Below are 26298 nucleotides of genomic sequence, written 5' to 3' on the forward strand. Positions count from 1 at the left end.
AAGCATATCAAGATCTAAATTATTGATTGTATATTCAATTGATGTATGAATACTTTCTAAGATATCATTAGCATAAGACTCTTTTTTCAGTGCTTTAGTTTCGCTGGTTTCATAAGAAAGCTGTAACTTAAAATCGTGATAAGATTCAAAACCAATTTTTTGACAAAATCTGAAAACAGTAGCTTCACCACTTTTAGATAACTCAGATAATTTTGCGATCGGTAAATTACAGATATCAAGATAATTATCCAAGCAATATTTTGCTACACGTTTTTCAGCTTTGGAAAAAGAATTATAAGAATTTTTAATATTTTCATATACAGACATATTATCATCACCTCTACTTTATTATAAATTCTTAAAGATATATTAACCTATACAATATGAAATTACAATTTTTAGACATTTTAGTACTTTAATTATATTAATTTTTTTAAAATCTGACAATAAAAATGATTTGAAATGGATCATGAAAAATCTAATTTTATATAAAAATTTATGATTGTATTTTAAAAAAACAATAAAATGTAAAAAAAGCCTTGAAAATAAAAAAGACTTATGATATAAAATGGATAGAAAAACTCCAAAATATATTAAAACGGAATAAAAATGGAGTGTTCAGCTAAGGAAGGAGGATGTTATGATTAATTTGATTAGATGCGATGATCGTCTTATTCATGGTCAGTGTATGACTCGTTTAGTGCAAGCTTTTGGAATTAAGCATATCCTTGTTATTGATGAATTTACAGCTACGAATCCCAGTATGAAATTTGTTGTAGAGAACATTGCTATACCGGGAATGAAAAACGAAGTATTTACTTTGGATCAATCAATAGAACCAATTAAAGCAGCAATTCATGATAATGTGGGTACGATGATTGTATTTCGGTTTCCTTTGATTGCTAAAGAACTTTTTGACAGAGTGGAGGAGCTTCCGAAAAAATTAATGATAGGACCTGTTGTAAAACGAGAAAACACGGTTACTGTTATGGATGGAACATATTTGAATAAGGAAGAAATTGAGGCATTGGATTACTTAGATGGAAAGGGTGTTGAAGTATATTTTCAAGTTGTTCCGGATATGAAGCGTATTGAATTCAGAGATTTTAAAAACAAAATAGGAGGATAAATATGAATTTATTACAGGTATTCTTGATCTCTTTATTAGGATATTTATCATTTAGACATGTACCATTTTTAGGTGGTGGGCTTCTTGGCTGGTATTGCATAGGAAGACCATTGGTTGCTTCATTATTTATTGGAATTATATTAGGTGATATTCCAAATGCAATACGTTTAGGAGTTTATGTACAGTTAATCTTTATTGGTTTGGTTACTCCTGGAGGATCAATTACCCCAGATATGACGCTTGCGACATTTATTGCTGTACCATTAGGCGTAGTTGCAAAGCTTGATTCTGGAGCCACAGTTGCACTAGCTGTTACAGTAAGCGCTTTAGGACAATTGATGGCAACTCCATGTAATGCAGCAACACTATTACCTGTAAATTATCAGAAAAAACTAGTAGATGAAGGTAAGCTTAAAGCGGCATCACTGGTTCCGATTTGGGGAAATGCAGTTAAATTCATATTCCGTTTTACTCCGATCTTCGTATGCTTATATTGGGGACAGGATGCAGTACAATCAATGATGGCGATTGCTCCAACTTGGTTGATCGATATTATAACAATCTTTGGTAATCCGATGTGTTTGATAGGATTTGCGATTCTGATGAAATTATTAGTCAAGAATCCAACCGATTTAATTTATTTCACAGTTGGTTTTGCATTCGTAAGCGTATTGAATGCAGACATGATTACAGTTCTCGTCTTTGCTTTGTTATTTGCTTTATTTGAATTTAAAATTAGTCGTGCTGGGAAAGAGGTGTTACGATAATGGCTGAGAAAAAAGAAATTCTTACTAAAAAACTGATTCGTAAGTGTTATTATAATTGGATGATATATAATTTATCTTTATATCAGCCGGAAACAATGCAGGCACCGGCATTAGTTAAGATGTTTGGAGATATTCGTGAAGATCTATATCCCAATGATCCTGAAAAGCAAAAAGAATTAATGGAACGCCACCTTCCTTTCTTTAATACAGAACCATTTATCGGCTGTATCGTGCCAGGTATCGCATTAGGAATGGAAGCTCAGAAAGCGGCGGGAGAAGATATTCCTTCTGAATTGATTACATCAGTTAAATCTGCACTGATGGGGCCGTTTGCCGGAATTGGAGATGCTTTGCTTCCGGGTACGTTGATTCCGATCTTATTAGCAATTGGATGTGGCTTGAGTGCTGATGGGCAGATAACAGGAGTTCTCTTCTACATGGTGGTATTCTTGGGAATCATGGTACCGTTAACTTGGTTCTTATTTAATCAAGGTGTTAATTTAGGTGCAAAGGCTGCTGAATTGATACTAGGAAACGATCTCAAGGATTCACTGATCAAAGCATTAAATATTGTTGGTTTGATGGTAGTAGGATGTATTGCTTGTTCGTATGCTGCAGTTAACATAGGATGGCAATATGTACAAGATGGTGTTGTTTTGGTTGATTTAAGTTCTTTGATAGATAGCATCTGGCCAAAGCTTCCAGTGTACTTAGCGGCAATAGGAACGTACTATTTAATGGGTAAGAGAAACTGGTCTACAGGAAAAACGATTCTTCTTTATCTAGTAATCGCTATTATCGGATATTTTACAGGAATCTTAGTAGCATAATGAAAAAAGTAGTTGAAAGATGTCTTGGAAAGCTGATTGTTTCCTGTCAGGCATATGAAGATACACCTTTATATGGTGCAGAAAATATGAAGAAAATGGTAGAATGTGCTGTTTTGGGTGGTGCTGAAGTAGTACGAGTTTGTTGGAAACAGGATATTGAAGCTGCTAGGACCGTGAGTGATGATTTAATTATTATTGGTATAAATAAAATTATGTCAAAAGATCAAACAATAGATGATATATTTATTACACCAACATTTGAAGCTGCAAAAGATGTAATTGATGCAAAAGCGGATATTTTAGCTTTAGATGCGAGAATTACACCGAAAAGAAGTCAAGAGGAGCTAATAGAGTTACTGAAACAAATCCGCGAATATGCACCGGATATTGGAATTATGGCTGATTGCTCGAATTTAGAGGAATGTCTATTTAGTGCAAATTCAGGTTATGTTGATATTGTATCTACTACATTGTCTGGAAAGTATAAACAGATAGAAGGACCAGATCTGGAGCTTTTAAGAGAATTGAAGAATAAGGTTTCACTTCCTATAAATGCTGAAGGAAGAATATGGGAATTAAAGGATATTGACGATGTTGTTGAAGCGGGGGCTGATATGATTACGATCGGTACCGCAATCACAAGACCTCATCTCATTACCGAGCGATTTGTTAATCATTATAGAAAGGTTAGGGGATTAGGAAACTAATCCCCAATATGTTTATGAACGAGAGCTTTATATTTACATTAAACGAAGAAGAATTATTAGAATATATGAAATATATATTTGCATTGAATTCAAAAAATAAAAAAAGATGTATTTGGATAAGGATCAGTATTCCTGCTTTCTTATTATTTACACTGTTTTATTTTAAATTATATAATCATATACTTATCGTTTTGTTTTTTGGAATGATCAGTGTAGTATGGTTTTTTATCATCAGTACTAAAATATGGAATAAATACTTAAATAATCAACTTGGTAAATGGTATAGCAAATATAGTGACAAAACTGTTTACTCAAGAGTACGGGTGAATTTTAATGATAAAAATATTATAGTGAATGATATTGAAATCAATTATAATGATTTATATAGCATTGTTCCTCTTAAACATGTTTTATTATTTTTTTATTCCAAAAACAATGTATTTATGGTGCCTTTAAGAAGCATTGGAGATGATGAAAAGATAAAAACGTTTAGTTTAAATTTAAACAATAAAAGAAAGGAGTTTATGAATGCTGAGAATTAAAAGTAAAAATGTTTATATAAATGAATCATTTCAAAAAGCTAGCATTATCATTGATGGAACTAAAATAGTTAAGATAGATAGTTATGATGAGAAATCAGATATCGACTATGGGGATCATAAAATTTTACCTGGACTGGTAGATATTCATTGTCATGGTTATCATGGTTTTGATTGTAATAAGGCGGATGAAGAGGGTTTGGTAAGATGGATCAAGGATCTTCCGAAAGAAGGGTGCACGAGTTTTTTGGTTTCATCTAGTACGGCAGGAGAAGATGATTTAATTGCTTCCTTTCAGTTATTTAGAAAGATGATCGAAAATCCAATACACGGTGCACAAATCGTTGGTATCCATGTAGAAGGACCTTTTATTAGTTTTTCAAAGGCTGGTGCTCAAAATAAATATGAGATCAAAAGATGCGATCCCAAAATTTTAAAAAAATGGTATGAAGTAAGTGGTAAAAATATACGATTGTGTTGTGTTGCACCAGAAATGGACCTTAATTATGAATTAACTGAATGGTGCTGTAAAAATGATATCGTTGTTTCAATTGGACATACAGATTCAAGCTATGAAGTTGCTAGTGATGCCATCAAACATGGTGCTAAGAGCTTTACTCATACCTATAATGCGATGACTCAATTAAATTCAAGGGTGCCAGGGGTTGTAGGAGCAGCACTTGATCATGATGATTGTTATGCTGAACTTATTGCTGATGGCGTTCATGTACATCCGGCTGCTGCTAGAATTTTAGCGAAAATGAAAGGAAAAGATCATTTGATCATCGTTACTGACTCTACAGCATTTAAAGGTATGAAGCCCGGAATTTATCAAAAAAACGATGTAACAAAAGTTGTCGTACATGAAGATGGCAGTATTCGCTTAGAAAATGGTGTACTTTCGGGAAGTGGAAATTGTTTAAACAAATTATTAAAGAATGCGATAGAAAAAATGCATATCGATGAAATTACTGCTATCAATGCAATGACAAAAAATCCTTGTAGTCTGTTAAATATTAAAAATAAAGGAATCATTGCAGAAGGCTACGATGCTGATATCGTTGTATTAAATCAAGACTATGAAGTTATTCAAACCTATTGCTTAGGAAGAAAGATGGTATAAAATATGATAAAAATATTAGTAGCAACACATGGAAGTTTATCTAAAGCGTTAAAAGATACAGCAAGTATGTTTTTTGGAACGGCAAATGAAATTGTAACTCTGTCATTAAACCCTGAAGATAATCCTATCGAGTTAAAAGAAAAAGTAATTGAAAAAATTAATAAGATTTATGATGACGATGGAATTCTGATCTTTGTTGATTTATTTGCAGGGACCCCATGTAATGTGAGTGCGATGATCATGGCAGAACAGCTGGATTATCAAATAGAATGTATTGCTGGTGTTAATTTACCCCTTTTAATGGAAGCACTCGCATGTAAGGATACAATGAATTTGCAGGAATTAAAAGACCATCTTATGTCGCTGGCTTCAGGTACAGTTATAGATCTAAGGAAGTACATGGGATTTTAAAGGCTGATTGACTGTGTAAGATTTTTGAATATCTTTTCACAGTCTTTTTAGTTAAAGGATGAAAAAGTATATTCATATAAATCTGAACGATAAAAAGAAGAAGTATATTGGAATGGCTGTTTATTTTCGATATATCTTATTGATACACTGTTTAAGATAGCTCGACTAGTTGTTTCAAGCAGTTCCATTTGCTCATCGCTTCCTTCAACAGCTCGAAGACGAGTGACAAAACCACTGATTTCATAGCCAAGACTTTTGATATATTCATCGAGTGAATTATCTAGTGAGCTTAAATCAAAATGTTTAATGAATTTAGTGGGGATATAAGTATATTGAAGAACAATAGGTGTATTGTTTCCGGTTCTTAAGCGTACAAACGAATAAAGTTCTTCATCTGGTAGAACATTTAATTCTTTCGCAATATTTTCAGCATCTTTTCCTTTTATTATTTTAAACTCTAAAAGGCGATTTCCAGCTTCCATTCCTATGCTTTGCATATCTTCTGTGAAGCTTGTTTTCTTTTGAATATTTCTATTTACTGTATAGCTGGAAACGAAAGAACCTTTTCCCGGGGTTCTTTCAATAATTCCCATAAGTGCAAGATCAGATAGGGCCGAATGGACTGTCTGGCGACCAAAATTGAATTTTTCAGTTAATTCTGATTCAGAGGGTACTTTATCACCAATTTTTAAATGACCACTTCTGATTTCCGATAACAAATAATTTTCTATGATTTGTTTTTTTGATATTCTTTTATCATTTTCTTGCATAGGAGCCCTCCTCAAATTGATATTTAAAGGTTCTTATCTAATATTTATTTTATACTATTTTTAAAATAATTGATATGAATATTTTCAAAAATATTATGGTTGAGATAATAATTGGATAAATTGAAGACATTTATATCAAAATATATGTTTTTATTTTGTTCTTATTGGTTTTCAAAATCTTAATGTGCAAATGTTCATAAACATATATCTTTTTTAAAATATGTGTAAAAAACCATAAATAAGGCCTTAAAATAGGAAAAAGTTTCCAAAAAAGGCTTATAAATATATAGAAAAAAGCTAATAAATCAAGTATAATGAAGATATCATCAATAACATAAATAAAGGAGAAATATAATGACAAAGGAATTGAAATACAAAATGATTGAAAATTATATTCTAAAAAAAATTGATTCTGGAGAATATAAGATTGGTGAACAAATTCCGACTGAATATGAATTGTGCAAAATGTTTCAGGTTGGAAGAATGACAGTTAATAAAGCCATTAATAATTTGGAAAGGCGAAATCTGATCAAACGTATTTCTGGAAAGGGATCGTTTGTGATTAGACGTGTTTCAAGATCTGTGACTGCTTTGGGAAGTTTTACAAAAGATATGGAAAGGGTAGGGATGAAAGCTTCTTCTAAGCTTATTGAATTTCGTTTAGCTACAGGCAAAGATTTTCCGGAAGAAGCATATGAGCTTGCTTTAAAACCTGAAGACGGTATCTTGTTTTTTAGAAGGATCCGATATGGAGATAATATTACGATTGCGGTTTCAGAAACATTTTTAGTTGAAAAATGTTTCCCTAATTTTAATCCTTCGATACTTGATGGATCTTTAGATGAATATATGGCATCTCAGGGATATACAACAGAAGAGTTCTCAATCAGTATTGAGGCGATCATGGCACAAAAGGAGCATAAAATTTATTTAGGACTTCCTTTAAATGAAGAAGCTCCTCTATTGAAGAGCACCACAAAGCGGTATTTCCAAGGAAATCCTTATGAATATACACGTACATTTTATATAAGTGAGCATTTTGAATATACCTTTAGTGGAGGTATTGATAAGTAAGTAAGCATATTAAGACCATTTCTTTGCTTATGCAAAGAAATGGCTTTTTTTTAGGGATAATTGTCATTTAATAATACAAATATCAATAATTGTAACTGGTAAATGTAATTATAAATTTAAAAATGTATGTACAAATTGAATAAGTTGGGATAAAATGTAATTGTCAAAGATCTAGAAGGAGGTTTATATGATAATAAGATCGGATAGGATTTATACTTCAGATGGATGTATAAATGGTGTATTAGAAATTGAAAACGGAATGATTAAAGAAATCAGGAAAGGCTCATCTGAAGAAGTTGATCATGATTTTACAGGAAATATAATTTATCCTGGTCTGATTGACACACATAATCATGGTAATTATGGATATGCACTTAGAAATACAAATCAAAGTATGGAAGAGCGTATGGAATTGGTAGAATGCTATCTTAAGAATTTAGCAAGCTTTGGAATAACCGGTGTGTTTCCTACTTGTTCTTATGATAATGTTTCTTGTGTTGAATCAGTGACACATAAAAAGATAAGGGGTTCAAAAATTCTAGGCATTCATGTAGAAGGACCTTGGCTGGCAAGAGCAGGAGAAAAAGGAACGGCAGCCGCTTATCCGCAGCCTACAAAAGAAATGGCAGAACAAATGGTCCGTGATGGAAAAGGTATGTTGAAACTTGTCGCACTCTCCCCAGAAGTGAAGAATATTGAAAATATCACAGATGTCATGCATGAAAATCATGTAGCTTTATCAATGGCACATACAAGTTTTAACTTCCAACAGGCCACTGATGCCATAAATAATTTTCATTTTGTAACAGCGACTCATGTAGGGAATGGAATGAGCGGTATCCATCATCGTGATGTGGGTGCATTAGGAGCGGCATTGCTCAATCAGGATATTTATTGTGAAATCATTTGTGATTTTATTCATCTTTGTAAAGAAATGGTTGAAATCATCTTCAAGGTAAAATCACATGATAAGCTCATGCTGATATCAGATAATTCAGAGTTTACTCGTCTTCCAAAAGGACGTTATAAATTAGATGGAGGATATATTGATTCAGACGGTGTCAATACGCTTATTACGAATACCGGGAAAATACAAGGTAGCAATCGTACGATTTTGAATGGTTTGCAAAACATTGTAAAAGAAATAGGAATCAGTCTTGAAGAAGCATGGAAAATGACTTCATATAATGTCTGCACACATTATGGTATTGAAAAACGTGGAAAACTGGAACAGGGTTATTATGCTGATTTTGTCGTGATGAACCAAAATTTAGAGATTGAAAAAACATTTTTAGAAGGAATAGAAATCTACGATTCGAAAAAAGATCAGCCAAAAATCAATGAATTATTCGTTAAAGAAAATATGATAAAGTAGCATAAAAAGAATAGAAAATCTATTATGTATATTCATTTGTAATTAATTTGTAAAATAATGTATAGACAAATTGATAAAAAAGTGATACATTTATATCGTGGAGGTTGAAAGCGTTAACATGAAAACTTTTAAAGGTAATATGCATGATTATATTTATGAAGCTAGAAAATTTGCGACTAGAATCATTGAGAATCGTAAAGAAATTACGAAATCTTATATAGAAGCTTTTGATGAAAATGTAAAGACAGTTTTTATCACAGGAGCAGGTACTTCAAATTTTTCTCCTCAGAGTGCTCGAATTTTGATGGAGAAGGTGAGTCGTATTCCAACCTATGTTGTATTACCTACTGCAATAACGGCAGATGAGTATTTAATAGATGAAAGCTGTATCGTGATTGGAATTTCAGCTACAGGAACAAGCTCAAACACAATTCAGGCATTAGAACATGCAAAGTCTAAGGGAGCTAAGGCGATTGCTTTTACCAATGATCTGGAATCACCTTTTGCAGAGAAAAATACATATAAAGTTTTTATAGATCATGGTGAAGAAGATTGTTCACCAAAGTCAAAAAGTTATATTTGTGAAATGGTGACTTTATGTTTATGCGCATTAGAGCTTGCCTATCAGAAAAAGACTATTTCAGAAGAGGAATATAACGACTATATTTCAAGAATGCAAAAGAGTGTTGATAATTTAGAAAACATTGCGAAAAAAAGTGATGAATGGTATACCGTTCATTCTGATGAGTTCAAACAATGTGAACGTATGCTTGTAGTTGGGTATGGTGCAAATAAAGGAAATATTCAAGAAGGTGCTTTAAAAATTCTTGAATGCGGACGTTTTCAGACAAGCTTTTATGAATTAGAAGAGTTCATGCATGGTATTTATCATTCAATTAAAGAAGATTGTTATTTATTATTTATAGCTAATCATGGAGATGGATTTGAGAGAACATTACGTTTAAGAAATTACTTGAGTGAATATACTTCTCATCAATTTGTTGTTTGTAATGAAAAGGATGGTTTCCATGATGAGAGATCTTTAGATATTGATTTTGTTGATGATAAGGATTTTTATTTCTTGGAATATATCGTACCAATGCAGATCGTTGCTTATAGGATTGCCGTTGATAAGGGTATTAATCCTAATAAGCCAAGTGATCCTTATTTTCATCAGAAAATGAATTCTAAATTTATATAGAGGGGTTTTTATGAAGAAAATATTATTATTGACACATGGAGATTTTTGTAAAGGAATCAAAAATTCTTTAGATGTAATCATCAGTGATTCATCTATGGTGGATACATTATCGGTAAGTGTAAGTGATTCCCCGGATGAAATCAAAGAAAGAATTCAAAATTATATTGATTCAGTAAGTGAAGATATACCTGTCTTTATTATTACGGATATACCGGCAGGATCGACAACGACCAATGCAGCAAATTTTGTTCCTTATCGTAATAATATTCATTTGATTACTGGATTAAATTTAGGTATGTTGCTGGCCATTGCTCTTCAGCCTCTTGAAGAGGGTAATGTAAAAGAAAATATTCATTCTCTTCTTGAAGATGCAAAGGAAACGATTGTATATGTAAATGACATGTTTGGTCAGTAAATATAGAAAGAAAGGAGGAAAAAGAAATGATTCGACAGCTTAGAATTGACGACAGATTAGTTCATGGTGAAGTAGTAGCATTATGGGTATCCAATTTAGGTGTCAATACAATTGTAATTGCTGATGATGCTTATGCTTCAAATCCTATCAATGCAATGACAGCAAATCTGGTAAAGCCTAAAGGTGTAAATCTTTATTTAAAGAAGATTTCTGAAGCCTTAGACTATATCAATGATCCAAGTCATGAAAAAGAGAAAATTTTCGTAGTATGCGCAAATGCTCAAAACGCATTGACTTTGGTAAAAGGATGCGAAAAAATCACTGAAGTGAATGTCGGTGCAATGCGTCATTCTCCAGGAAAGAAACAAGTAAACCTGAAAGTGTTTGTTGATGAACAAGACATGAAAGATTTGAGTGAAATTGCAAATCTAGGTCGTGTTATTTTCCAGCAAACAAAACCGGATCAAAAACGTGTCACTTTACAAGAAATGCTAAACAAAGTTAAGTAATCAAGGAGGTTAGCAATATGTTTTTAGTACAATGTATTCTGGTAGCTATTCTGGCAGGATTATTGCGCTGGGATGGCCGAGTATTCGGTCAGCCATTGACCGAATCTCCATTGTGTGCGGGGGTTCTGGTAGGTATCATCTTGGGTGATCCACATACAGGATTAGTTATGGGTGCTTCTTTGCAGCTCGTATTCTTAGGTATTGTAGGAATTGGTGGAGCAACACCTCCAGATAGCATGGTAGGTGCTGTTATGGGAACATTCTATGCAATTCAGACAGGAATGGATACAGAAGCAGTTATTACATTGGCTATGCCTATCTCTATTTTAGGACAGTCATTAGGTATTTTGTGTCGTGTTATTAATGGCCGTTTCAATATCGTTATTGATAAGGCTGCTGCAGAAGGTAATACTAAAAAAATCGATCACGCTTTGTGGAGCGGTGCTTGGATCTTCTTTGCGTTAACAGCGATTCCGGTATTCGCAGGATGCTATTGGGGAGCAGATGCAGTTGAAGCGGTTGTTAATGCACTGCCAAGTGTAATCGTAGATGGATTATCTAGGTCAAGTAGTTTATTGCCTGCCTTAGGTATGGCATTATTGATGAACTTCTTATTTGATAAGAATTATGCACCTTACTTATTCCTAGGATTCGTATTAAACGCTTTCTTAGGATTGAGTACATTAGGTTGTACATTCATTGGCGCAATCATTGCTTTTGTGATGTATAACAATAGTAGACAGCAAACTGCATAAAGGAGGAATTATTATGTCATTATCTAAGAAAACATTACAAAAAACATTCTGGCGTTCATTCCCTCTTCAAGGATGCTTCAACTATGAAAGACAGCAGACGGTAGGATGGCTGTACGGACTTGTACCAGGATTAAAAGAAATTTATGCTGATGATCCTGAGGGATTAAAAGAAGCTTTAGTTAGACATACATCTTTCTATAACACTTCTCCACAGTGTACAACATTGATTCAGGGTGTTGTACTTGCTATGGAAGAACAAAAACATGATCATCCTGAAATGGATGGCGAATCAATTGTCGCTGTCAGAACAGCTTTGATTGGTCCATTAGCTGGTATTGGTGACTCTTTATTCTGGGGTACTTTAAGAACTGTCGGATTAGGTATTGGTATTGAACTGGCATTAGCTGGTAATTATTTAGGACCTGTTCTTTTCTGGCTGATTCATAATATTCCACATTTCTTGTTCCGTTACTATGGATTGAAGTGGGGATATGAAAAAGGAATGGAATTCTTAAGTGATGCTGCTGGAGCAGGTGCTATCAGTGATATTACTGATGCAACAAAGATCGTAGGTAACGTCGTTGTTGGTTGCATGATTTCAAGCATGGTTACTGTATCTACATCAATCACATTGAATTTTGGTGATGTATCTTATGCAATTCAGGATATGTTTGATGCATTATGTCCAAATATTCTTCCATTAGGATTGACTTTCCTTTGCTATTATATGATGAAAAAGGGTGTCAGTACGACATGGATCATGTTAGGTCTTATCGTAATTGCAATTTTATTAGTATGGGTAGAAGGATTACCATTCTTTGTACCAGCTGCTAGTTAGAAAGAGAGTGTAAGTTTCAATGACCCAGTATGATAAAGCATCAGATCTGAAAAAGATGAATGAAGATGCAATGTTTGAATATATCCAGGAAACACCAGCTGTATTACAAGGGTTACTGGATCATCGTAAGGAATATACAAAGGAATTTGTAGATAACTTTGTGAAAAATAAATATGAGAAGGTGATTCTGATTGGTTCAGGTACTTCTTATCATGGAAGCTTATCTACACGTGCATTTATGGAAAGAACGCTTCAAATTCCTGTAGATGCAAATTATCCTTTGCTATATATGAACTTTACTTCTGTATTTGACAGAAAAACAATTGTTATTGGTACTTCTCAAGGTGGAGAAAGCAAGTCAACGATACATGGTTTAGAGTATTCAAAAAAACATGGCTGCTATACTGTTTCCTTGACAGAACAGGGTGCAGAGTCAAAACTGGCTCAATATTCAGATATGGCTCTGAAGCTTAACTGTGGTGAAAAAGAACTGGCAGGTCCAAAGACAAAAGGGTATCAGGCAACAATGCTGAATCTGATCCTTTTGGCTTTAGAAACAGGATTGGCAATGGGAACGATTGACGAAGATTACTATAATAGTGTCATCGAAAGAATTCAAAAGACGATCAATAATCTACAAAATGTCATTGATGCTTCTGTTGATTGGTATAATAGAAACAGAGATGAATTTGTAATAGGAAAACGTATGATCGTTGTTGGATATGATAACAATTATGGAAATGTATTAGAAGGACGCTTAAAAATTGAAGAAGCTGTTCGTTATGGTATTGAAGGTTATGAGTTAGAAGAATTTTTCCATGGTATTTATCATTCTATTGATGAAGGTGTTCATATCGTATATCTGGCTCAAGATGGAAATTCAAAAGAGCGAGCAATTAAATTAAGAAACTTTATGCATGATTATACACCTCATGAATTCATGATTGGCAATTTGCATAGTGATAATCCACAAGACCTTTCTATTGAATTTGTAGATGATAAAGAATTCTGTATTTTCGAATATATTATTCCATTACAGATTCTTGCATTCTTCTGCTCCAAGGATTTGGGTATTAATGCCAATATTCCAAAAATTGTTAATTTTCATTACTTGATGGGAAGTAAATAGTTAAAAGGGTGAAGACATAGGGTCTTCCCCTTCTATTTTAAAGGGAGGAAATTATGTTAAAAGCAATTTTACCGATTCTAATTGGTGCAGTGGTAGCAATCCTTATATTTTTTCTGGTGTTTCACTCATTTAAGAAAAAGTCGATGCTGTTAATGAAGGCAGTATATATTGATAAAGATTATGATGCATATCGCAAGTTGTTAAATAGCTGGACTTGTAAATTGTTTTTAAGTAAAAAACAGCGTTTGATTTTAAATATGGCTGTTTATGAAGGCGAAAATAAAGAAAATGAACTATTAAATGTATTTGAACAGTTACATCGCATAAAGCTTAATGCACAACAAGATCTTGATCTGTATTATAATGAAATACGATATTATATGAGAAAAAAGAATACAGATAAAATTGAAGAACTTTATCATGAAGTAAAAGAAAAATATAAAGATGAAAGTGCTTCTTATATTAAAGGAATTCTTAAAGAAATGTATTATCTTTATGAAGTTGACTATAAGGAGAATACAAAACTTCTTAGTGAAGTAAAAAAGCTTTATGAAAATATCTCTGTGGAACAATCTAAAGGTATCTTTGCGGCTAGATGCTGTCGATTATATTTAAAGAAAAATGATTTAAAGAATGCAAAAGAATACTATGAAAAAGCAGTGCAGCATTTAAATAAAGAAATGGCAGATCAGTTATTATATGATGTGTCGGATAAAATAAAAGATTTCTGTTAGGGAACTAGCAGAAATCTATTTTTTTCTCAAAACAGCTATCAAATTGATAATGCCCATGATGATGGCACCTAAACTAAAGGCTATGCAGATGATCCATTCAAATATTTCAAATTCTGATAAATAGCCAAATACGATAAGCACAATACCTAAAGCAAAATATAATAAGGATCGGATCATCAAATCTTGTTTATTGCCTGCATTTGCCAATTGATCAAAATAATCTGGTTTTTCTTTCGGCTGGAAATTTGGAACAGCTGATAGTGATTTTAAGAAACGAAAACGGAAAAAAGCTTCTGTGATGATACCAATGATTAAAGCGATTCCTGCAGCTCCTGCATATCCTAATTCAATATTTCCTATTTTTAAAGAAAATAATAGTACGAATGCAATAATAGGAATAAAAAAGCGACGGGAATAAAAATTGTATTGATTAACATCAGATGGATTAATGATATAAGCTTTTTTAGTTAATCGATCATAATAAACATCACGATTATGTTTATCCTTATATACATTCATGCCGGCAATACGATTTTTTGTTTTAGTCATCTAAATACCCCCTTGTATTTATTATAAACTATTTTTGTTAAAATATATACAAATATTATTAAATATATACAATTAAAGTTTCATTTTTGTAATGTTACCTCTCACATGTTGAAAATCAGATCATAATTTATATAATTAAAGATGAGGTGGAAGCATGGATAAAATGAAGATCATGATCGTTGAAGACGATGCTCGTTTAGCAACAGAGCTTCAGGAATATTTATCAAAATGGGGCTATGATACTATTTGCACAGATAAATTTGATGATATATTTCAAAGCTTTGTTTCAATAGATGCACAATTGGTACTCATGGATATCAATCTTCCTTTTTATGATGGGTTTTATTGGTGCTTTAAGATCAGAGAATTTTCTAAGGTTCCGATTCTTTTCATCAGCAGTCGCAGTGATGATAAAGACAAGATCATGGCCATTGCACAAGGCGGAGATGATTATATTGAAAAACCATTTAATCTTCCTTTGCTGAGGGCTAAGATCGAAGCCATCTTAAGAAGAACCTATCAGTATAAGATAAAACAGAAGATTTATTTAAAAGAAGATTTGTTTTTTGATGAAGAAGCGGGTTGTTTATATTATAAAAAACAAAAAGTTGAATTAACAAAATCAGAAAATATCGTTCTCCATGAATTGATTGAAAATCGTAGCTCTATCGTAACCCGTGACACCTTGATGGATGCTTTATGGAATACGAATGAGTTTGTCAGTGATAATACACTGAATGTCTTGATTTCCAGACTTAGGACAAAGCTAAAAGAAATGACAGGATATGATGTCATATTGACAAAGAAAGGACAGGGGTATTATATAGAATGAAATATATCAAAAAGAAAGGTAAATATCTTCTGTTACTCTTGTTTTTAGCGATATCTTACAATTCATATTTTATTTTTTTGATTCCACAAACAAATCTTCAGATTTTGATTTATATTGATGTTGTACTTGTCGTTTGTGTCTTGATGGTCATAAGTATGGATGCTTATACATTTTATAAAAAGGAAAGAAAAAAGCAGGAGCTTCTTTCATCGGAAGAAATTATTTCCTCGGAAATGGACGAGTATGAAAATATTGATATTGCTTATCATGATGGAAGGGTATATCAGCAGCTGCTTGATGAACAGATTGAAATGAATCACAATCTTGAGGATTATATTGCGAAATGGTGTCATGAAGTAAAACTTCCTTTAAGTGCTTTAATGATGATGAATGAGAAAAATACTTCTGAATTAAAGGATCAATATAAAGAACAGCTGGAAAAGATCAATTTGTATTTAAATAATGCACTTGTAGGTTGTAAGGTTCAAAGCAATCTCTATGATATTCAAATAAAAAAGCTTCGTTTACGGGATTGTATTCATACTGCGATTAAAAACAGTCGTTATTTTCTTATTAAAAATCATTTTGATATAAAAATTGAAAATGCAGATGAGGAGGTATATTCTGATAGTGAATGGTTAACTTATATATTAGACCAGCTTATCAGCAATGCTATCAAATATGCTTCTGATGAACCTGAGATTCATATCTGGTGTGAAAAGCAGCAGGAATGTGTCCGTTTATATTTTGAAGATAATGGGGAAGGTATTTGTGATACTGATATGCCACGCATCTTTGAAAGAGGCTATACGGGCAGTAATCATCATAATGGTCGCTATAAATCAACCGGAATGGGTCTTTATATGGTGAAATTGATGATTGATAAACTGGGCCATGAAATTGATGTCAAAAGTGAATTTCATCATTATACTCGTTTTTGTATTACCTTCAAAAGCAATGCGAAATTTTTCAATCTCTGAGTTACAAAAAAGTAATGTTAGAGATTGTTTTTGTAATGAGAGCGTAAGTATTTTTTATTTTCACTCATTTATAATAAGTGCGTAAGGAGGAATAACAAATGAAAAAAGTGCTTGAAATAAAAAATCTGGTGAAAAATTATGGAACCAGAGGATTCCAGAGCCGGGTCTTAAAAGGTATCGATCTTACGATCTATCAGCATGATTTTATTGCTGTCATGGGCCCGAGTGGTTCCGGCAAAACAACATTATTAAATCTTTTATCAACGATTGATAAACCAACACAGGGTTCTGTCTTTTTGGATGGAACAGATATTACCCGTTGCAGCAATACCCAGCTTTCACAGATCCGTAAGGATAAGATCGGGTTTATTTTCCAGGATTATAACTTGCTGGATACGATGACTTTACAGGACAATATTGCTTTGCCCCTTTCTTTAAATGGTGTATCGTCCAAAGAGTGTATTCAAAAAACAAAAAAGCTGGCAGAGATGTTTGGTTTAAGGGAGCATCTCAATAAATACCCATATCAGCTTTCAGGCGGACAGAAACAGCGAGGGGCAACTTGTCGGGCACTTATCAGCGATCCGGAAATTATCTTTGCGGATGAACCGACAGGAGCATTGGATTCTAAATCAAGCCGTGATCTTTTGGAATGCTTAAAGATGGTGAATGACAATGGGCAGGCAACGATCGTCATGGTGACACATGATGCCTTCAGTGCGTCTTATGCGAAAGATGTCTACATCTTAAGTGATGGTATGATCAAATGTAAGCTGACAAAAGGAAGTGACCGTAAGGAGTTTTATGATCGCATCATTGATATGCAGGCATCTATGGGGAGTGATTTTTCATGAGCATGTTGAAACTGGCTTTTCAAAACTTCAAATCAAGCTTTAAAAGCTATCTTTCTTTGATCATCTCCCTTTCCTTTACGACGATGATCCTTTGCAATTTTATGAATCTGGTCGATTCAGGTATCTTGAATCAGTTAGGTGAAAGCAATGCGAGAAATGTTGCTGTCATCATTCAGGTTCTCTCTTTTGTGATTGGCTGTTTCATGCTTTTCTTTGTATGGTATTCAACCAATGTGTTTTTGACAAAAAGGAAAAGAGAAATCGGTATTTATGTGTTTATGGGATTGACCAATCAAAGGATCGGTAAGTTATATGCAATTGAAACAATTTTTATTGGATTGACTTCACTCATCTTAGGGATTGGCTTTGGAGCTTTGACGTCACAATTGTTTATGATGATCCTGATGCGTATTTCAGAAATTACTGTTGAAATTCATTTTCAGTTTTCTTTGCAGTCAGGAATTACGACCGCTTTGATTTTTAGTGGGATTTATTTACTTTTTGTGATCAAGGGATATATCAATATTGTCAGAAGCAGCGTATTGGACATGGTATCTGCCAATCGTCAAAATGAATATGTGAAACAGAAAAAAATACTTTTAGTATTTAAGGCAATTGCAGGTGTGATCATTCTTGTTTTAGGATATTATATGGCCATCAAAGAAGCTGGTATAGAAGTCATGGGAAATGTCTTTATTGCTGTCGTATTGGTCGTAGCCGGTACTTATTTGCTTTTTGGTGGGCTGATTCCCCTTATCTTTCAGAGCCTTGCTGCTCATAAGCGTTTCTTATATAAACGTGAACGAAATCTTTGGATCAATAATGTGGTCTTTCGGATCCGTAAAAATTATCGTACCTATGCCATGGTCTGCGTTTTGATGCTTTGTTCGGTGACAGCTTTAGCTTTTGGCTTTGCGATGAAAAACAGATATGATGGTATCGTTCATTTTGAAAATACATATACGTTTCAGGTCATAAGTGATGCTTCCGGATATCGTCAGGAATTTGCATCATTGATTGAGAAAAACAATGATATTGATGTATCTTCGGATATTGAGATTTTGACGATTGATTCCGGTAATATGGATAATCCATATGCAATGCCTTATGCGCTATTGGCCTATTCACAAGTCAAAAAAGTGGCTGAAGATACAGAAATGGATTTTGATTTGCCAGAGCCTGGCGATGAAGAATTTATTTCTTTGAATCGTCTATATTTGATGTCACTGACTAATGATCTGGTGGAAGAGATCAATACGATCAATGGGCAGGACTATCGTTCAATTGCTTCTACGGATACGCCTTATTTGGGCTATATGCAGGAAAATATGGATTATATGATCGTCAATGATCGTGTATATGATGAATTACAGATTTATGGGCAGAAGATGCATCTGTATAATTACAAGATCGTTGATGCAAGTCATTTTGAAGCTTCTGTAAAAGATATTCAGTCAAGTGAACATTGCTTAGGACTTGTGAAGATCAATCCTGAAAGAGAGGAGATCGCTTGGATCAAGATCTTGTATAGCGTTTCGATCTTTATGTTTATGGTATTTGTATTTGCCGGAGGCTGTATCCTGTTTATGAAACTGTACAATGGTGCCTTTGAGGAAAAAGAACGCTATGCGATCTTATTGAAGCTGGGTATCAGCAAAAAGTCATTGAAGAGATCGATTGCGGATGAACTGCTCTTTGCTTATATTACACCACTAGTAGTTATGAGTATTTCTTCTTATTTTTCGGTAAAGGCTTTGGGTAATGTGATGCATACATCCTTACTTTCAGTGAATATCGTCAGTGTTCTTGTGATTATTATTTTCTTTGTTATTTGTTATTTGTTGTCATTGGTGATTTATCGGAAAAATGTAGGAATATAATTAAAAAGGCATAACATCAACATGTATTGTTTGATGTCATGCCTTTCTCTGTTTTTATATGTATTACTGGATTCTCACTATTTCACCATCGCTTTGTTCGAAGATGATATTGACATCATTAATTTGATAGAGATGTCCTAATTGATAGGCTTGGTAATATTTATAATCTTCATGAAGATTAAAACCAAAATAAATTCTTCTAATATAATTTAGAATCTCTTCATCGGTAGCATCGCCAATATAATAAGCGGCAGCATAAGAACAATTTCTAAAATAATCAACTTTACAGGAAGAACAAAAATCAAAATTATGACTGCTCTCTCTATCATAAAAATATAAAGGATCCGGCAATATATCTTCAAATTCTTTTTTCCAAGGGTTATAAGGTATTTCAGCACCATTTAAATAGAAATCATTTGTCTTTGTATCAATAAGAAAAAGCATCGTTAATCCAAAATCAGGTATTTTTTCAAAATCAGCAGTCAGATATAATAGACGGAAATCATCTAAGGAAATATCAACATCAGGATCAATATTATAAAATTTCTTAAACTCCTCATCAGTATGTCCTTTTGGTTTATAAATATAGGCATAGAAGTTTTCAGTGTAGATATCACGTACAGGTTCATCTAATTCCTGCATGACATATTTAGAAGAGGAGCAAGCTGTCAAACTAATTACTAATATAATGAATAATATTTTCTTCATGTTAATTTCTCCTAATTATATATATTAAGTTCTTTACATAAAGACAAAATTGATATTTGTAATTTTAGAATTTCATTTATTCATTTGAAGGAACAAAACTAAAAGAGATATATTCCATCAAAAATTGTATCAACGATTTGTTGATTATTTGCCACTGGGTGATGAATGACTTCCATGAGCTGCCACTCTGAATTATTCTTCAGACAAAAATAGAAATCAATTCTATCAAGGGTGACAGAGTTATAATAGATATAAAAAATTGTAGGAACTAACTGATTTGTATAAAGACCCTCATAATATGTTATATAAGGATAATTGATATTTTCAAAACGTATAATGTTTACATCTTCATTAGTTGTATTTGTTAGTTGATTTAATGTACTGTAATCAGATAGATCCAATTTAAATTCTTCATCGATAACAAAACTACTGAGGATTGAAAGAGAATATTCATTCATGGTATCAGTAAGAGTCTGAAGATCATTATCTTCCACAAACTCACGATTATTCAAGTATTTAGTCAGGCGTGAAAATGATTTTTCTAATTTTCGTCACCATAGAAATTATCCAGACTATCGTATTGTAGACTTACTTCATTGGTTGGAGATATTTGATCATCTTGACATCCTGTCAATAAGAAAATCATAAATATACAAATAATGACAATAATTTTTTCATATTTATTCATTATTAATTGTAATACTGTTTCCATCGAGATCCATGATTGAAGTAGGATCATATTTCATCATTTCTTCATAGATTTCATGATATTTCTTATTCTGATAATCTTCTAAATATTCTTCCTTGAACTCATCCGTAATATTTTGTTGATTCTCATCTGTGAGCCATACTTCATCAGCATACAAAGCTTCTACTAAATCAATTTCTTCCTGTGTAGCACTATTCGTGCAGCCGCACAATATCATACTGATAGTAAATAAAGATAGTATTCTTTTCTTTTTCATTATTATTTTCTCCCTTTTCTTTTAGAAATATCTTTAGATTTGTTGGTACACATTATTCTTTGTTTCTATCTTTAAGTGGCAATATTTGTCCGATCTCATATACACGAGATTCAATAATCAGTTGATCTTGCTTGCCTTGTTCGACTAAAATATATGGTTTAGAATATATGTTAGCATCTTTATTCTCGCTTATAGTTACCTCTATAAAACCATCATAGCCCTCAAATTCTCGACGTTTAAGAATAAAATCTTCGTCTAATTCATAAAAAGCACTAAAATAATTTAACGTTTCATTTAAAAAGTCATCTTCTTGTAATTGAAATACTTCATACAGCAAACTCTCTAAACAATCCTTATCATTACAAAATGCATTGATTAAATGACACTCCATCCATGCTATAAAAACTTCATTATGCCAGTCCTCGCCTTGTACATAAATAACGATTCTTCCTTTTTCATCTTCTGTTTCTGTATCATAAAGTTTAGAAGCAACTACAACACCGATACCATCCTCATCTAATTTATATTCTTCACTGGTATATGGAGTATTTGCCAATTCAAGATCTATTGTAGGGTCATTTTTTTTATTAATGTGACAAGACGTTAAAACAAGTGTAGAAAGTAAGATAAGTAATATCGATTTTTTCATTTGTGCCTCCTTCCGTATAAAGTCATAATTGTAATTATAAATTGAAAATTCTAATGAAAACTACTAAATAAATTCTTATTATTAATGTATGATTCTGTTAATTTTTATAAATGATTTCATGAATTCCCCTTTTTTCTAAGCTTTAATGACTTCTTTATCATTTATATATCATATTATTTTGAAAAAAACAATTTATATTTACTGAATAAAGTGTACTGCTAAGATTATTGGGAATTTTATAGCTTTTTGTAAGAATATCAAATGAAGAATAAAGGGGCTGATGAGGTTGTAGATCACATTGAAAAAAGCGGTAAAATTACCATAAATATTCAAAATAAGAAATATCGTTTTTTTATGTATATTAAATTTTGTTGATGATTTGATTGACACTTTATTTTGAGATATAATATACAAAGTAAAAAGATTAAGAGAAATGATGCTTCATATAGGATAATGTAAATAATTAAATCATAATACACATTTTTTAGATATATTCGCAAAGAGTATTGATATGAAAAATACAATAAATTGATAGAAGTACATAAATAATTCTAAAATATTTTCTATAACATATTTTATGTTAAAAAAGTATTTATTAACAACGAAAGAAGCAGGGGGGTATTAAGATGAAAAAGATAGTAACATTTTTTGTAGAAGCAATTCAATCTTATACACGTTTATTTCTAATTTCGCTTATTATCGTGTTTATAATGACGATATTGAACATGATGATACCATATGGTATGCGAGCTTATTTAGATAGTATCATTGAAAACGGGGATTGGCAGAATTTTATTATCGGGCTTATCATATTCGCTATATATTTATTTATATTTACAATTATAAAAATATGCTGGTATGTTTCTTTAGATAATTTTGGCGGACAATATATAAAAGATCTTGAACTTCAAATTGAAACATCAATTTCTCACGCATCTTTAAAACAAATTGATAGGATAGGATTAAATAAAATCAAGCATATGATGTATTCTGATCTATTAGATGTATTCCGAGTGATCGGTCATCATATGCCGTCAGTGTTTGGTTCACTTTTAGTAATAGCTGCTGTTTTAGTGTTATCTTTTGCTTATGATTCAGTTGTCACAGCCTTTATATTTTTTTCATTAATAATTGGATTGAGCATTTCTTTTTTTTCTAGAAAATTAATAGCAAAAATGGCAGGTAAAACAAATTCAGCATTAAAAACTTCAATGCTGATACAAATGAATTTGTCGATTTGCTTGCTTTGCATCAGACCAATAATGTACTTTATTATTTTTTAAATAAGACTGCAGCGATTATTCATCACTTCATCCAGATTGCGAAAAGAGAAGATAAAATTATTTATTTCTTTACAGGATTGGTAAATAATTATAATACATTATTCAGAATAGCATTATCTGCTTTTTTATCCTTGCCTATTATTAATAATTCTATCGTTAATTTAGTGTTTTTTACCTTGTTATCAAATACAGTCATGGAAGAAGGTCAGAAATTAGAACAACTGATCCAGCAAATCGTCAAATCACAGATTAGTTTTGAAAATATAGAGATTTTAAGAAGTCTTCAGCCTCGTCAGTCAGAGAGTGTAAACTTAGATGCTATTGAAAGCATTAGATTTCAAAATGTTTCTTTTTCATATCAAAAAGATGGACCAATGATATTTGAAAATGTTGACTGTGAATTTAAAAAGAAAGATTGCATTCGTCTTGCCGGTGGGAATGGCAGTGGCAAATCAACCTTAATAAAACTGATTTTGGGTTTATATCCGCCTACAGAAGGTTCTATTTTTTTGAATGGAGTAGATATAAAAGATTTTACGCAAGAAAGTCTTAATAATGAAATACTTTATCTAAATCAGGAAGAGCAATTTTTAAATACAACAATTAAGGAATATTTAAACCTTATATCGTACGGAAATGCAGACGAAGATGAGTTGGACAGATGTTCACAATTGAGTAATTTTAATTTGATGTGGGATACGAAGATTGAAAATAATGGACAATCATTATCTACAGGTCAACGAAAGAAATTGTTGCTGATGAAACTTCTTCTTAGAATTGAAAGATCTTCTGTTATCATTTTAGATGAAGTGGAAGCAGGATTGGATCAATCGACAAAGGAGCAATATTATGCTTTCATAAATCAATGCTGCAAAGACACAAATAAAATATTTATAGTGATCACACATGAGAAAAATAACGATCTAATAAAGTTTAATAAAGAGTTTCAGATTATAGATAATAAAATTATTACTAAAGAAATCAGATCATCAGTTTGAATCACTGGTTGAAAAAAAACCTGCAGATCGGGTCATCAAACCGGGGTATATTACTCAGCATTTTAATCAGTATCTAAAAAACATGGTGTAAGATATATCCGCTTTCATGATCTCAGACATACATGTGTAACACTTATGCTTGCAAAAGGAGAAAATCTGGTCAAAGTTCAAAAGTGGCTAGGTCACTCGGACATTTCGACAACTGCCAATATTTATTCACATTTGGATTTCCAGTCGAAGGCAGATTTGGCGAATAACCTGTTGAATATCATGCCAGACAGCCTGATTTAATGAAAATTGTGGTAATTTTTCAGGGGCATGATTTTTAGATTTTTTTGCAAATTGTGGTAATTTTTAGGAAAATCTGAAAAATGCCAAAATTGTGGTAAAAAAATAAAATAAAAAAAATCCTTAAAATCATTCAGAAAGCCTGATTTTAAAGGATAATTTCAATATGGTGCGCGTGAAGGGACTCGAACCCCCACGGATTAACCGCCAGATCCTAAGTCTGGTGCGTCTGCCAGTTTCGCCACACGCGCATTTGAATTGCTTTCATATTATAGCAATCCTTTGCGCAAAAATCAAGATAATTTTTATGTGGCATAAGAGTAAGCTTATTGTTTTTGTAAATACGCTTTTCGGCAGTCTTCGATCAGCTTAAGCGCTTCTTCTTTTTCATGATATTCACCCACGGTTACTTCGATATCTTCCAGAGTTTTATAGTTTTCAAAAAAATTATGAATTTCTTTTAAGGTAAAAGAAGATACATCTTTTAATTCCTGGACCTCATCATAGCGAGGATCACAATCTACGACTGAAATCAGTTTATAATCCTCCTTGCCATTATCGATCATCGTCAGATAGCCAACAACACGACAAGGAACGATACATCCCGGATATGTTGGTTCTGTACCGATAATAAGGATATCCAGTGGGTCGCCGTCAGGTGCCAGGGTATTTTCAATCGTTCCATATTCAGTTGGATAACCCATCGCTGAATAAAGCACACGGTCTAATCGGATCTTACCGGTTTTCTTATCAATCTCATATTTGTTTCTCGAACGAAAAGGGATTTCTACAATAGCTTCTACAACATCATGTTTCATATTTTCACGCTCCTTGTTCATATTATATCATGTTCCTTTGTTATTTTCATTGATTAATCTGGTGTCAAAATTGTTATAAACTTTGCATTCCTTTTATTTTATGGTAAAATACAATTCAAAAGTGAGGGTGATATTATGAGCAAAGGAATTGTTCGTTTTGTTTTAGAGCTTGTTCTGGGAGCAGGTGTGATCATGCTGATGAGCTATATTTTTGATGGTGTATATGTTCGAGATTTTTCGATTGCCTTTTTAGTAGCTATCGTACTATCTCTTTTAAACAAATTTGTAAAACCGATCTTATCTGTTTTGGCCTTGCCGATTACGATCATGAGCCTAGGTCTTTTCCAACTGGTGATCAATGGCGTGATCCTGTATTTAGCGGTCATGGTCTTGAAGCCGGATTTTCAGATTGCATCCTTTGGCTTAACGATCTTGACAGCCATATGTATATCTATATTATATAGTATCTTAGGAATCGGAAAGGATTAGAAAGCATCTTCTGAACGATGCTTTTTCTTTTGCCTGCCAAACAAATACAGAAAAAAAGCAGTGAATGTCTGAAAAACATTTTCATATGACTATCATTTATTCCCGGAATCAAGTATAATGTACTTGCTAGAGGAGGAACCTATGTTAACAACACAAGAATTGAAACAGCATGCTGTAAATATTCGTAAGAATATCATTAAGATGGTAGCAAGCGCTCAAAGCGGACATCCGGGAGGAAGTCTTTCCAGTGCCGATATCATTACCTATTTATATTTTAATGTCATGGATATCAATGAAGATAATGTGAAAGGCATCGATCGTGATCGCTTTGTCTTAAGCAAGGGTCATGCATCACCTTTATTATATGCAGTATTATGTGAAAAGGGATTTTTGGATGAAAGTGAGCTTTTAACTTTTAGAAAAATTAATTCAAATTTGCAGGGACATCCGAATATGGCTTCTGTTGATGGTGTGGATATGTCGACAGGTTCCTTAGGACAGGGTATCAGTGCGGCAGTAGGTATGGCAATGGCCAATAAACTCGATCAAAATGATCATCGTATCTATGCTCTTTTAGGAGATGGTGAGAGTCAGGAAGGAGAGGTATGGGAAGCTGCAATGGCGGCGGCTCATTACAAATTAGATAATTTATGTGCGATCTTGGATTATAATGGTTTACAGATCGACGGCAGCATTCAT

The 26298-nt window shown here is 32.7% G+C and carries 33 protein-coding genes and 1 tRNA gene; 25 read left to right on the plus strand and 9 right to left on the minus strand.

The window, feature by feature from the left end:
- Positions 1 to 327: MurR/RpiR family transcriptional regulator (locus ACZYT3_RS11365; RefSeq protein ID WP_464088735.1), on the minus strand; the 327-nt coding region annotated here is incomplete at its 3' end.
- Positions 328 to 640: 313 nt separating this feature from the next.
- Between ACZYT3_RS11365 and ACZYT3_RS11370 the strand changes: the two genes are divergently transcribed.
- From ACZYT3_RS11370 to ACZYT3_RS11400, 7 genes are read left to right on the plus strand one after another with little or no spacing between them, the layout of a single operon-like run.
- Positions 641 to 1129, plus strand: a complete 489-nt coding sequence (locus ACZYT3_RS11370; protein ID WP_464088736.1) for a PTS sugar transporter subunit IIB — start codon at positions 641 to 643, stop codon at positions 1127 to 1129.
- A 2-nt stretch (positions 1130 to 1131) separates the two neighbouring features.
- Positions 1132 to 1896 carry a PTS mannose/fructose/sorbose/N-acetylgalactosamine transporter subunit IIC gene (locus ACZYT3_RS11375; protein ID WP_464088737.1) on the plus strand — a complete coding sequence of 255 codons (765 nt, stop codon included), beginning with the start codon at positions 1132 to 1134 and terminating at the stop codon, positions 1894 to 1896.
- The gene (locus ACZYT3_RS11380; protein WP_464088738.1) at positions 1896 to 2726 is read left to right on the plus strand and encodes a PTS system mannose/fructose/sorbose family transporter subunit IID; all 831 of its coding nucleotides are present in this window, start codon (positions 1896 to 1898) and stop codon (positions 2724 to 2726) included. Before ACZYT3_RS11375 ends, ACZYT3_RS11380 begins: the two co-directional genes overlap by 1 nt.
- Positions 2726 to 3433 carry an N-acetylmannosamine-6-phosphate 2-epimerase gene (locus ACZYT3_RS11385; protein WP_464088739.1) on the plus strand — a complete coding sequence of 236 codons (708 nt, stop codon included), beginning with the start codon at positions 2726 to 2728 and terminating at the stop codon, positions 3431 to 3433. Before ACZYT3_RS11380 ends, ACZYT3_RS11385 begins: the two co-directional genes overlap by 1 nt.
- Before the next feature lie 8 nt (positions 3434 to 3441).
- Complete coding sequence (locus ACZYT3_RS11390) at positions 3442 to 3975, plus strand: YcxB family protein (RefSeq protein ID WP_464088740.1); 534 nt, start codon at positions 3442 to 3444, stop codon at positions 3973 to 3975.
- Positions 3962 to 5095, plus strand: a complete 1134-nt coding sequence (gene nagA, locus ACZYT3_RS11395) for an N-acetylglucosamine-6-phosphate deacetylase (protein ID WP_464088741.1) — start codon at positions 3962 to 3964, stop codon at positions 5093 to 5095. The genes ACZYT3_RS11390 and nagA overlap by 14 nt, the downstream gene beginning before the upstream one ends.
- A 3-nt stretch (positions 5096 to 5098) precedes the next feature.
- On the plus strand, positions 5099 to 5506 hold the full coding sequence (locus ACZYT3_RS11400) for a PTS sugar transporter subunit IIA (RefSeq protein ID WP_464088742.1): 408 nt from the start codon (positions 5099 to 5101) through the stop codon (positions 5504 to 5506).
- A 47-nt stretch (positions 5507 to 5553) separates the two neighbouring features.
- Here ACZYT3_RS11400 and ACZYT3_RS11405 read toward each other — a convergent pair whose 3' ends face one another.
- Entirely contained in the window at positions 5554 to 6276 is a 723-nt protein-coding gene (locus tag ACZYT3_RS11405; protein WP_464088743.1) for a GntR family transcriptional regulator, read from the minus strand.
- Between the two features lie 354 nt (positions 6277 to 6630).
- Between ACZYT3_RS11405 and ACZYT3_RS11410 the strand changes: the two genes are divergently transcribed.
- The 9 genes from ACZYT3_RS11410 to ACZYT3_RS11450 all read left to right on the plus strand — a co-directional run bounded on the left by ACZYT3_RS11410 (position 6631) and on the right by ACZYT3_RS11450 (position 14306).
- Complete coding sequence (locus ACZYT3_RS11410; protein ID WP_464088744.1) at positions 6631 to 7350, plus strand: GntR family transcriptional regulator; 720 nt, start codon at positions 6631 to 6633, stop codon at positions 7348 to 7350.
- 187 nt (positions 7351 to 7537) lie between these two features.
- Complete coding sequence (locus tag ACZYT3_RS11415) at positions 7538 to 8725, plus strand: N-acetylglucosamine-6-phosphate deacetylase (RefSeq protein WP_464088745.1); 1188 nt, start codon at positions 7538 to 7540, stop codon at positions 8723 to 8725.
- Between the two features lie 118 nt (positions 8726 to 8843).
- Positions 8844 to 9926 carry an SIS domain-containing protein gene (locus ACZYT3_RS11420; RefSeq protein ID WP_464088746.1) on the plus strand — a complete coding sequence of 361 codons (1083 nt, stop codon included), beginning with the start codon at positions 8844 to 8846 and terminating at the stop codon, positions 9924 to 9926.
- Positions 9927 to 9936: 10 nt separating this feature from the next.
- On the plus strand, positions 9937 to 10341 hold the full coding sequence (locus ACZYT3_RS11425) for a PTS sugar transporter subunit IIA (RefSeq protein WP_464088747.1): 405 nt from the start codon (positions 9937 to 9939) through the stop codon (positions 10339 to 10341).
- Positions 10342 to 10367: 26 nt separating this feature from the next.
- Positions 10368 to 10850, plus strand: coding sequence for a PTS sugar transporter subunit IIB (locus ACZYT3_RS11430; RefSeq protein ID WP_464088748.1), 483 nt, complete (start codon positions 10368 to 10370; stop codon positions 10848 to 10850).
- A 17-nt stretch (positions 10851 to 10867) separates the two neighbouring features.
- A complete protein-coding gene (locus ACZYT3_RS11435) occupies positions 10868 to 11605 on the plus strand; it encodes a PTS mannose/fructose/sorbose/N-acetylgalactosamine transporter subunit IIC (RefSeq protein ID WP_464088749.1) in 738 nt (245 codons plus the stop codon).
- A gap of 13 nt (positions 11606 to 11618) precedes the next feature.
- Positions 11619 to 12443, plus strand: coding sequence for a PTS system mannose/fructose/sorbose family transporter subunit IID (locus ACZYT3_RS11440; protein ID WP_464088750.1), 825 nt, complete (start codon positions 11619 to 11621; stop codon positions 12441 to 12443).
- Between the two features lie 19 nt (positions 12444 to 12462).
- The gene (locus ACZYT3_RS11445; protein WP_464088751.1) at positions 12463 to 13572 is read left to right on the plus strand and encodes an SIS domain-containing protein; all 1110 of its coding nucleotides are present in this window, start codon (positions 12463 to 12465) and stop codon (positions 13570 to 13572) included.
- 53 nt (positions 13573 to 13625) lie between these two features.
- Complete coding sequence (locus ACZYT3_RS11450; RefSeq protein WP_464088752.1) at positions 13626 to 14306, plus strand: hypothetical protein; 681 nt, start codon at positions 13626 to 13628, stop codon at positions 14304 to 14306.
- A 15-nt stretch (positions 14307 to 14321) separates the two neighbouring features.
- Here ACZYT3_RS11450 and ACZYT3_RS11455 read toward each other — a convergent pair whose 3' ends face one another.
- Positions 14322 to 14855 carry a hypothetical protein gene (locus ACZYT3_RS11455; RefSeq protein WP_464088753.1) on the minus strand — a complete coding sequence of 178 codons (534 nt, stop codon included), beginning with the start codon at positions 14853 to 14855 and terminating at the stop codon, positions 14322 to 14324.
- A gap of 154 nt (positions 14856 to 15009) precedes the next feature.
- Between ACZYT3_RS11455 and ACZYT3_RS11460 the strand changes: the two genes are divergently transcribed.
- From ACZYT3_RS11460 to ACZYT3_RS11475, 4 genes are all read left to right on the plus strand, one after another.
- Positions 15010 to 15687: a response regulator transcription factor gene (locus tag ACZYT3_RS11460; RefSeq protein WP_464088754.1), complete on the plus strand. Its 678-nt coding sequence runs from the start codon at positions 15010 to 15012 to the stop codon at positions 15685 to 15687.
- Positions 15684 to 16667, plus strand: coding sequence for a sensor histidine kinase (locus ACZYT3_RS11465; RefSeq protein WP_464088755.1), 984 nt, complete (start codon positions 15684 to 15686; stop codon positions 16665 to 16667). Before ACZYT3_RS11460 ends, ACZYT3_RS11465 begins: the two co-directional genes overlap by 4 nt.
- A gap of 98 nt (positions 16668 to 16765) precedes the next feature.
- Positions 16766 to 17521 carry an ABC transporter ATP-binding protein gene (locus ACZYT3_RS11470; protein WP_464088756.1) on the plus strand — a complete coding sequence of 252 codons (756 nt, stop codon included), beginning with the start codon at positions 16766 to 16768 and terminating at the stop codon, positions 17519 to 17521.
- Positions 17518 to 19401 carry an FtsX-like permease family protein gene (locus tag ACZYT3_RS11475; protein WP_464088757.1) on the plus strand — a complete coding sequence of 628 codons (1884 nt, stop codon included), beginning with the start codon at positions 17518 to 17520 and terminating at the stop codon, positions 19399 to 19401. The genes ACZYT3_RS11470 and ACZYT3_RS11475 overlap by 4 nt, the downstream gene beginning before the upstream one ends.
- 63 nt (positions 19402 to 19464) lie before the next feature.
- Here the strand turns inward: ACZYT3_RS11475 and ACZYT3_RS11480 are convergent, their stop codons facing one another.
- From ACZYT3_RS11480 to ACZYT3_RS11495, 4 genes are all read right to left on the minus strand, one after another.
- Positions 19465 to 20109 carry a hypothetical protein gene (locus tag ACZYT3_RS11480; protein ID WP_464088758.1) on the minus strand — a complete coding sequence of 215 codons (645 nt, stop codon included), beginning with the start codon at positions 20107 to 20109 and terminating at the stop codon, positions 19465 to 19467.
- A gap of 98 nt (positions 20110 to 20207) precedes the next feature.
- Entirely contained in the window at positions 20208 to 20603 is a 396-nt protein-coding gene (locus tag ACZYT3_RS11485) for a hypothetical protein (RefSeq protein WP_464088759.1), read from the minus strand.
- A gap of 186 nt (positions 20604 to 20789) precedes the next feature.
- A complete protein-coding gene (locus ACZYT3_RS11490; protein WP_464088760.1) occupies positions 20790 to 21074 on the minus strand; it encodes a hypothetical protein in 285 nt (94 codons plus the stop codon).
- Between the two features lie 52 nt (positions 21075 to 21126).
- On the minus strand, positions 21127 to 21723 hold the full coding sequence (locus tag ACZYT3_RS11495; protein ID WP_464088761.1) for a hypothetical protein: 597 nt from the start codon (positions 21721 to 21723) through the stop codon (positions 21127 to 21129).
- 626 nt (positions 21724 to 22349) lie between these two features.
- Between ACZYT3_RS11495 and ACZYT3_RS11500 the strand changes: the two genes are divergently transcribed.
- The 3 genes from ACZYT3_RS11500 (at position 22350) to ACZYT3_RS11510 (ending at position 24295) form a co-directional block, all read left to right on the plus strand.
- Positions 22350 to 23006 (plus strand): ABC transporter transmembrane domain-containing protein, encoded by a 657-nt coding sequence (locus ACZYT3_RS11500; protein WP_464088762.1) that lies wholly within the window; start codon positions 22350 to 22352, stop codon positions 23004 to 23006.
- A complete protein-coding gene (locus ACZYT3_RS11505) occupies positions 22961 to 24004 on the plus strand; it encodes an ATP-binding cassette domain-containing protein (protein WP_464088763.1) in 1044 nt (347 codons plus the stop codon). The genes ACZYT3_RS11500 and ACZYT3_RS11505 overlap by 46 nt, the downstream gene beginning before the upstream one ends.
- A 135-nt stretch (positions 24005 to 24139) precedes the next feature.
- Entirely contained in the window at positions 24140 to 24295 is a 156-nt protein-coding gene (locus ACZYT3_RS11510; protein ID WP_464088764.1) for a hypothetical protein, read from the plus strand.
- A 164-nt stretch (positions 24296 to 24459) separates the two neighbouring features.
- Here ACZYT3_RS11510 and ACZYT3_RS11515 read toward each other — a convergent pair.
- Positions 24460 to 24543, minus strand: a tRNA-Leu gene (locus tag ACZYT3_RS11515).
- A 75-nt stretch (positions 24544 to 24618) separates the two neighbouring features.
- Positions 24619 to 25110, minus strand: coding sequence for an inorganic diphosphatase (locus ACZYT3_RS11520; RefSeq protein ID WP_464088765.1), 492 nt, complete (start codon positions 25108 to 25110; stop codon positions 24619 to 24621).
- A 135-nt stretch (positions 25111 to 25245) separates the two neighbouring features.
- On the opposite strand from ACZYT3_RS11520, the gene ACZYT3_RS11525 reads away from it, so the two are divergent.
- Positions 25246 to 25599: a phage holin family protein gene (locus ACZYT3_RS11525; RefSeq protein ID WP_464088766.1), complete on the plus strand. Its 354-nt coding sequence runs from the start codon at positions 25246 to 25248 to the stop codon at positions 25597 to 25599.
- Positions 25600 to 25740: 141 nt separating this feature from the next.
- The coding region (locus ACZYT3_RS11530; protein ID WP_464088767.1) for a transketolase at positions 25741 to 26298 on the plus strand (558 nt) is incomplete at its 3' end.

This window comes from Traorella sp. mt218, assembly GCF_055420025.1.

What these genes read in the sequence shown, in the direction of transcription:
- ACZYT3_RS11415 (WP_464088745.1), top strand. Translation starts at nt 7,538, where the DNA reads ATGATAATAAGATCGGATAGGATTTATACTTCAGATGGATGTATAAAT.
- ACZYT3_RS11390 (WP_464088740.1), top strand. Translation starts at nt 3,442, where the DNA reads ATGTTTATGAACGAGAGCTTTATATTTACATTAAACGAAGAAGAATTA.
- ACZYT3_RS11480 (WP_464088758.1), bottom strand. Translation starts at nt 20,109, where the DNA reads ATGAAGAAAATATTATTCATTATATTAGTAATTAGTTTGACAGCTTGC.
- ACZYT3_RS11375 (WP_464088737.1), top strand. Translation starts at nt 1,132, where the DNA reads ATGAATTTATTACAGGTATTCTTGATCTCTTTATTAGGATATTTATCA.
- ACZYT3_RS11440 (WP_464088750.1), top strand. Translation starts at nt 11,619, where the DNA reads ATGTCATTATCTAAGAAAACATTACAAAAAACATTCTGGCGTTCATTC.
- ACZYT3_RS11460 (WP_464088754.1), top strand. Translation starts at nt 15,010, where the DNA reads ATGGATAAAATGAAGATCATGATCGTTGAAGACGATGCTCGTTTAGCA.
- ACZYT3_RS11450 (WP_464088752.1), top strand. Translation starts at nt 13,626, where the DNA reads ATGTTAAAAGCAATTTTACCGATTCTAATTGGTGCAGTGGTAGCAATC.
- ACZYT3_RS11520 (WP_464088765.1), bottom strand. Translation starts at nt 25,110, where the DNA reads ATGAAACATGATGTTGTAGAAGCTATTGTAGAAATCCCTTTTCGTTCG.
- ACZYT3_RS11400 (WP_464088742.1), top strand. Translation starts at nt 5,099, where the DNA reads ATGATAAAAATATTAGTAGCAACACATGGAAGTTTATCTAAAGCGTTA.
- nagA (WP_464088741.1), top strand. Translation starts at nt 3,962, where the DNA reads ATGCTGAGAATTAAAAGTAAAAATGTTTATATAAATGAATCATTTCAA.
- ACZYT3_RS11510 (WP_464088764.1), top strand. Translation starts at nt 24,140, where the DNA reads ATGCTTGCAAAAGGAGAAAATCTGGTCAAAGTTCAAAAGTGGCTAGGT.
- ACZYT3_RS11470 (WP_464088756.1), top strand. Translation starts at nt 16,766, where the DNA reads ATGAAAAAAGTGCTTGAAATAAAAAATCTGGTGAAAAATTATGGAACC.
- ACZYT3_RS11425 (WP_464088747.1), top strand. Translation starts at nt 9,937, where the DNA reads ATGAAGAAAATATTATTATTGACACATGGAGATTTTTGTAAAGGAATC.
- ACZYT3_RS11445 (WP_464088751.1), top strand. Translation starts at nt 12,463, where the DNA reads ATGACCCAGTATGATAAAGCATCAGATCTGAAAAAGATGAATGAAGAT.
- ACZYT3_RS11410 (WP_464088744.1), top strand. Translation starts at nt 6,631, where the DNA reads ATGACAAAGGAATTGAAATACAAAATGATTGAAAATTATATTCTAAAA.
- ACZYT3_RS11495 (WP_464088761.1), bottom strand. Translation starts at nt 21,723, where the DNA reads ATGAAAAAATCGATATTACTTATCTTACTTTCTACACTTGTTTTAACG.
- ACZYT3_RS11420 (WP_464088746.1), top strand. Translation starts at nt 8,844, where the DNA reads ATGAAAACTTTTAAAGGTAATATGCATGATTATATTTATGAAGCTAGA.
- ACZYT3_RS11525 (WP_464088766.1), top strand. Translation starts at nt 25,246, where the DNA reads ATGAGCAAAGGAATTGTTCGTTTTGTTTTAGAGCTTGTTCTGGGAGCA.
- ACZYT3_RS11435 (WP_464088749.1), top strand. Translation starts at nt 10,868, where the DNA reads ATGTTTTTAGTACAATGTATTCTGGTAGCTATTCTGGCAGGATTATTG.
- ACZYT3_RS11385 (WP_464088739.1), top strand. Translation starts at nt 2,726, where the DNA reads ATGAAAAAAGTAGTTGAAAGATGTCTTGGAAAGCTGATTGTTTCCTGT.
- ACZYT3_RS11430 (WP_464088748.1), top strand. Translation starts at nt 10,368, where the DNA reads ATGATTCGACAGCTTAGAATTGACGACAGATTAGTTCATGGTGAAGTA.
- ACZYT3_RS11500 (WP_464088762.1), top strand. Translation starts at nt 22,350, where the DNA reads ATGAAAAAGATAGTAACATTTTTTGTAGAAGCAATTCAATCTTATACA.
- ACZYT3_RS11490 (WP_464088760.1), bottom strand. Translation starts at nt 21,074, where the DNA reads ATGAAAAAGAAAAGAATACTATCTTTATTTACTATCAGTATGATATTG.
- ACZYT3_RS11370 (WP_464088736.1), top strand. Translation starts at nt 641, where the DNA reads ATGATTAATTTGATTAGATGCGATGATCGTCTTATTCATGGTCAGTGT.
- ACZYT3_RS11465 (WP_464088755.1), top strand. Translation starts at nt 15,684, where the DNA reads ATGAAATATATCAAAAAGAAAGGTAAATATCTTCTGTTACTCTTGTTT.
- ACZYT3_RS11405 (WP_464088743.1), bottom strand. Translation starts at nt 6,276, where the DNA reads ATGCAAGAAAATGATAAAAGAATATCAAAAAAACAAATCATAGAAAAT.
- ACZYT3_RS11475 (WP_464088757.1), top strand. Translation starts at nt 17,518, where the DNA reads ATGAGCATGTTGAAACTGGCTTTTCAAAACTTCAAATCAAGCTTTAAA.
- ACZYT3_RS11380 (WP_464088738.1), top strand. Translation starts at nt 1,896, where the DNA reads ATGGCTGAGAAAAAAGAAATTCTTACTAAAAAACTGATTCGTAAGTGT.
- ACZYT3_RS11455 (WP_464088753.1), bottom strand. Translation starts at nt 14,855, where the DNA reads ATGACTAAAACAAAAAATCGTATTGCCGGCATGAATGTATATAAGGAT.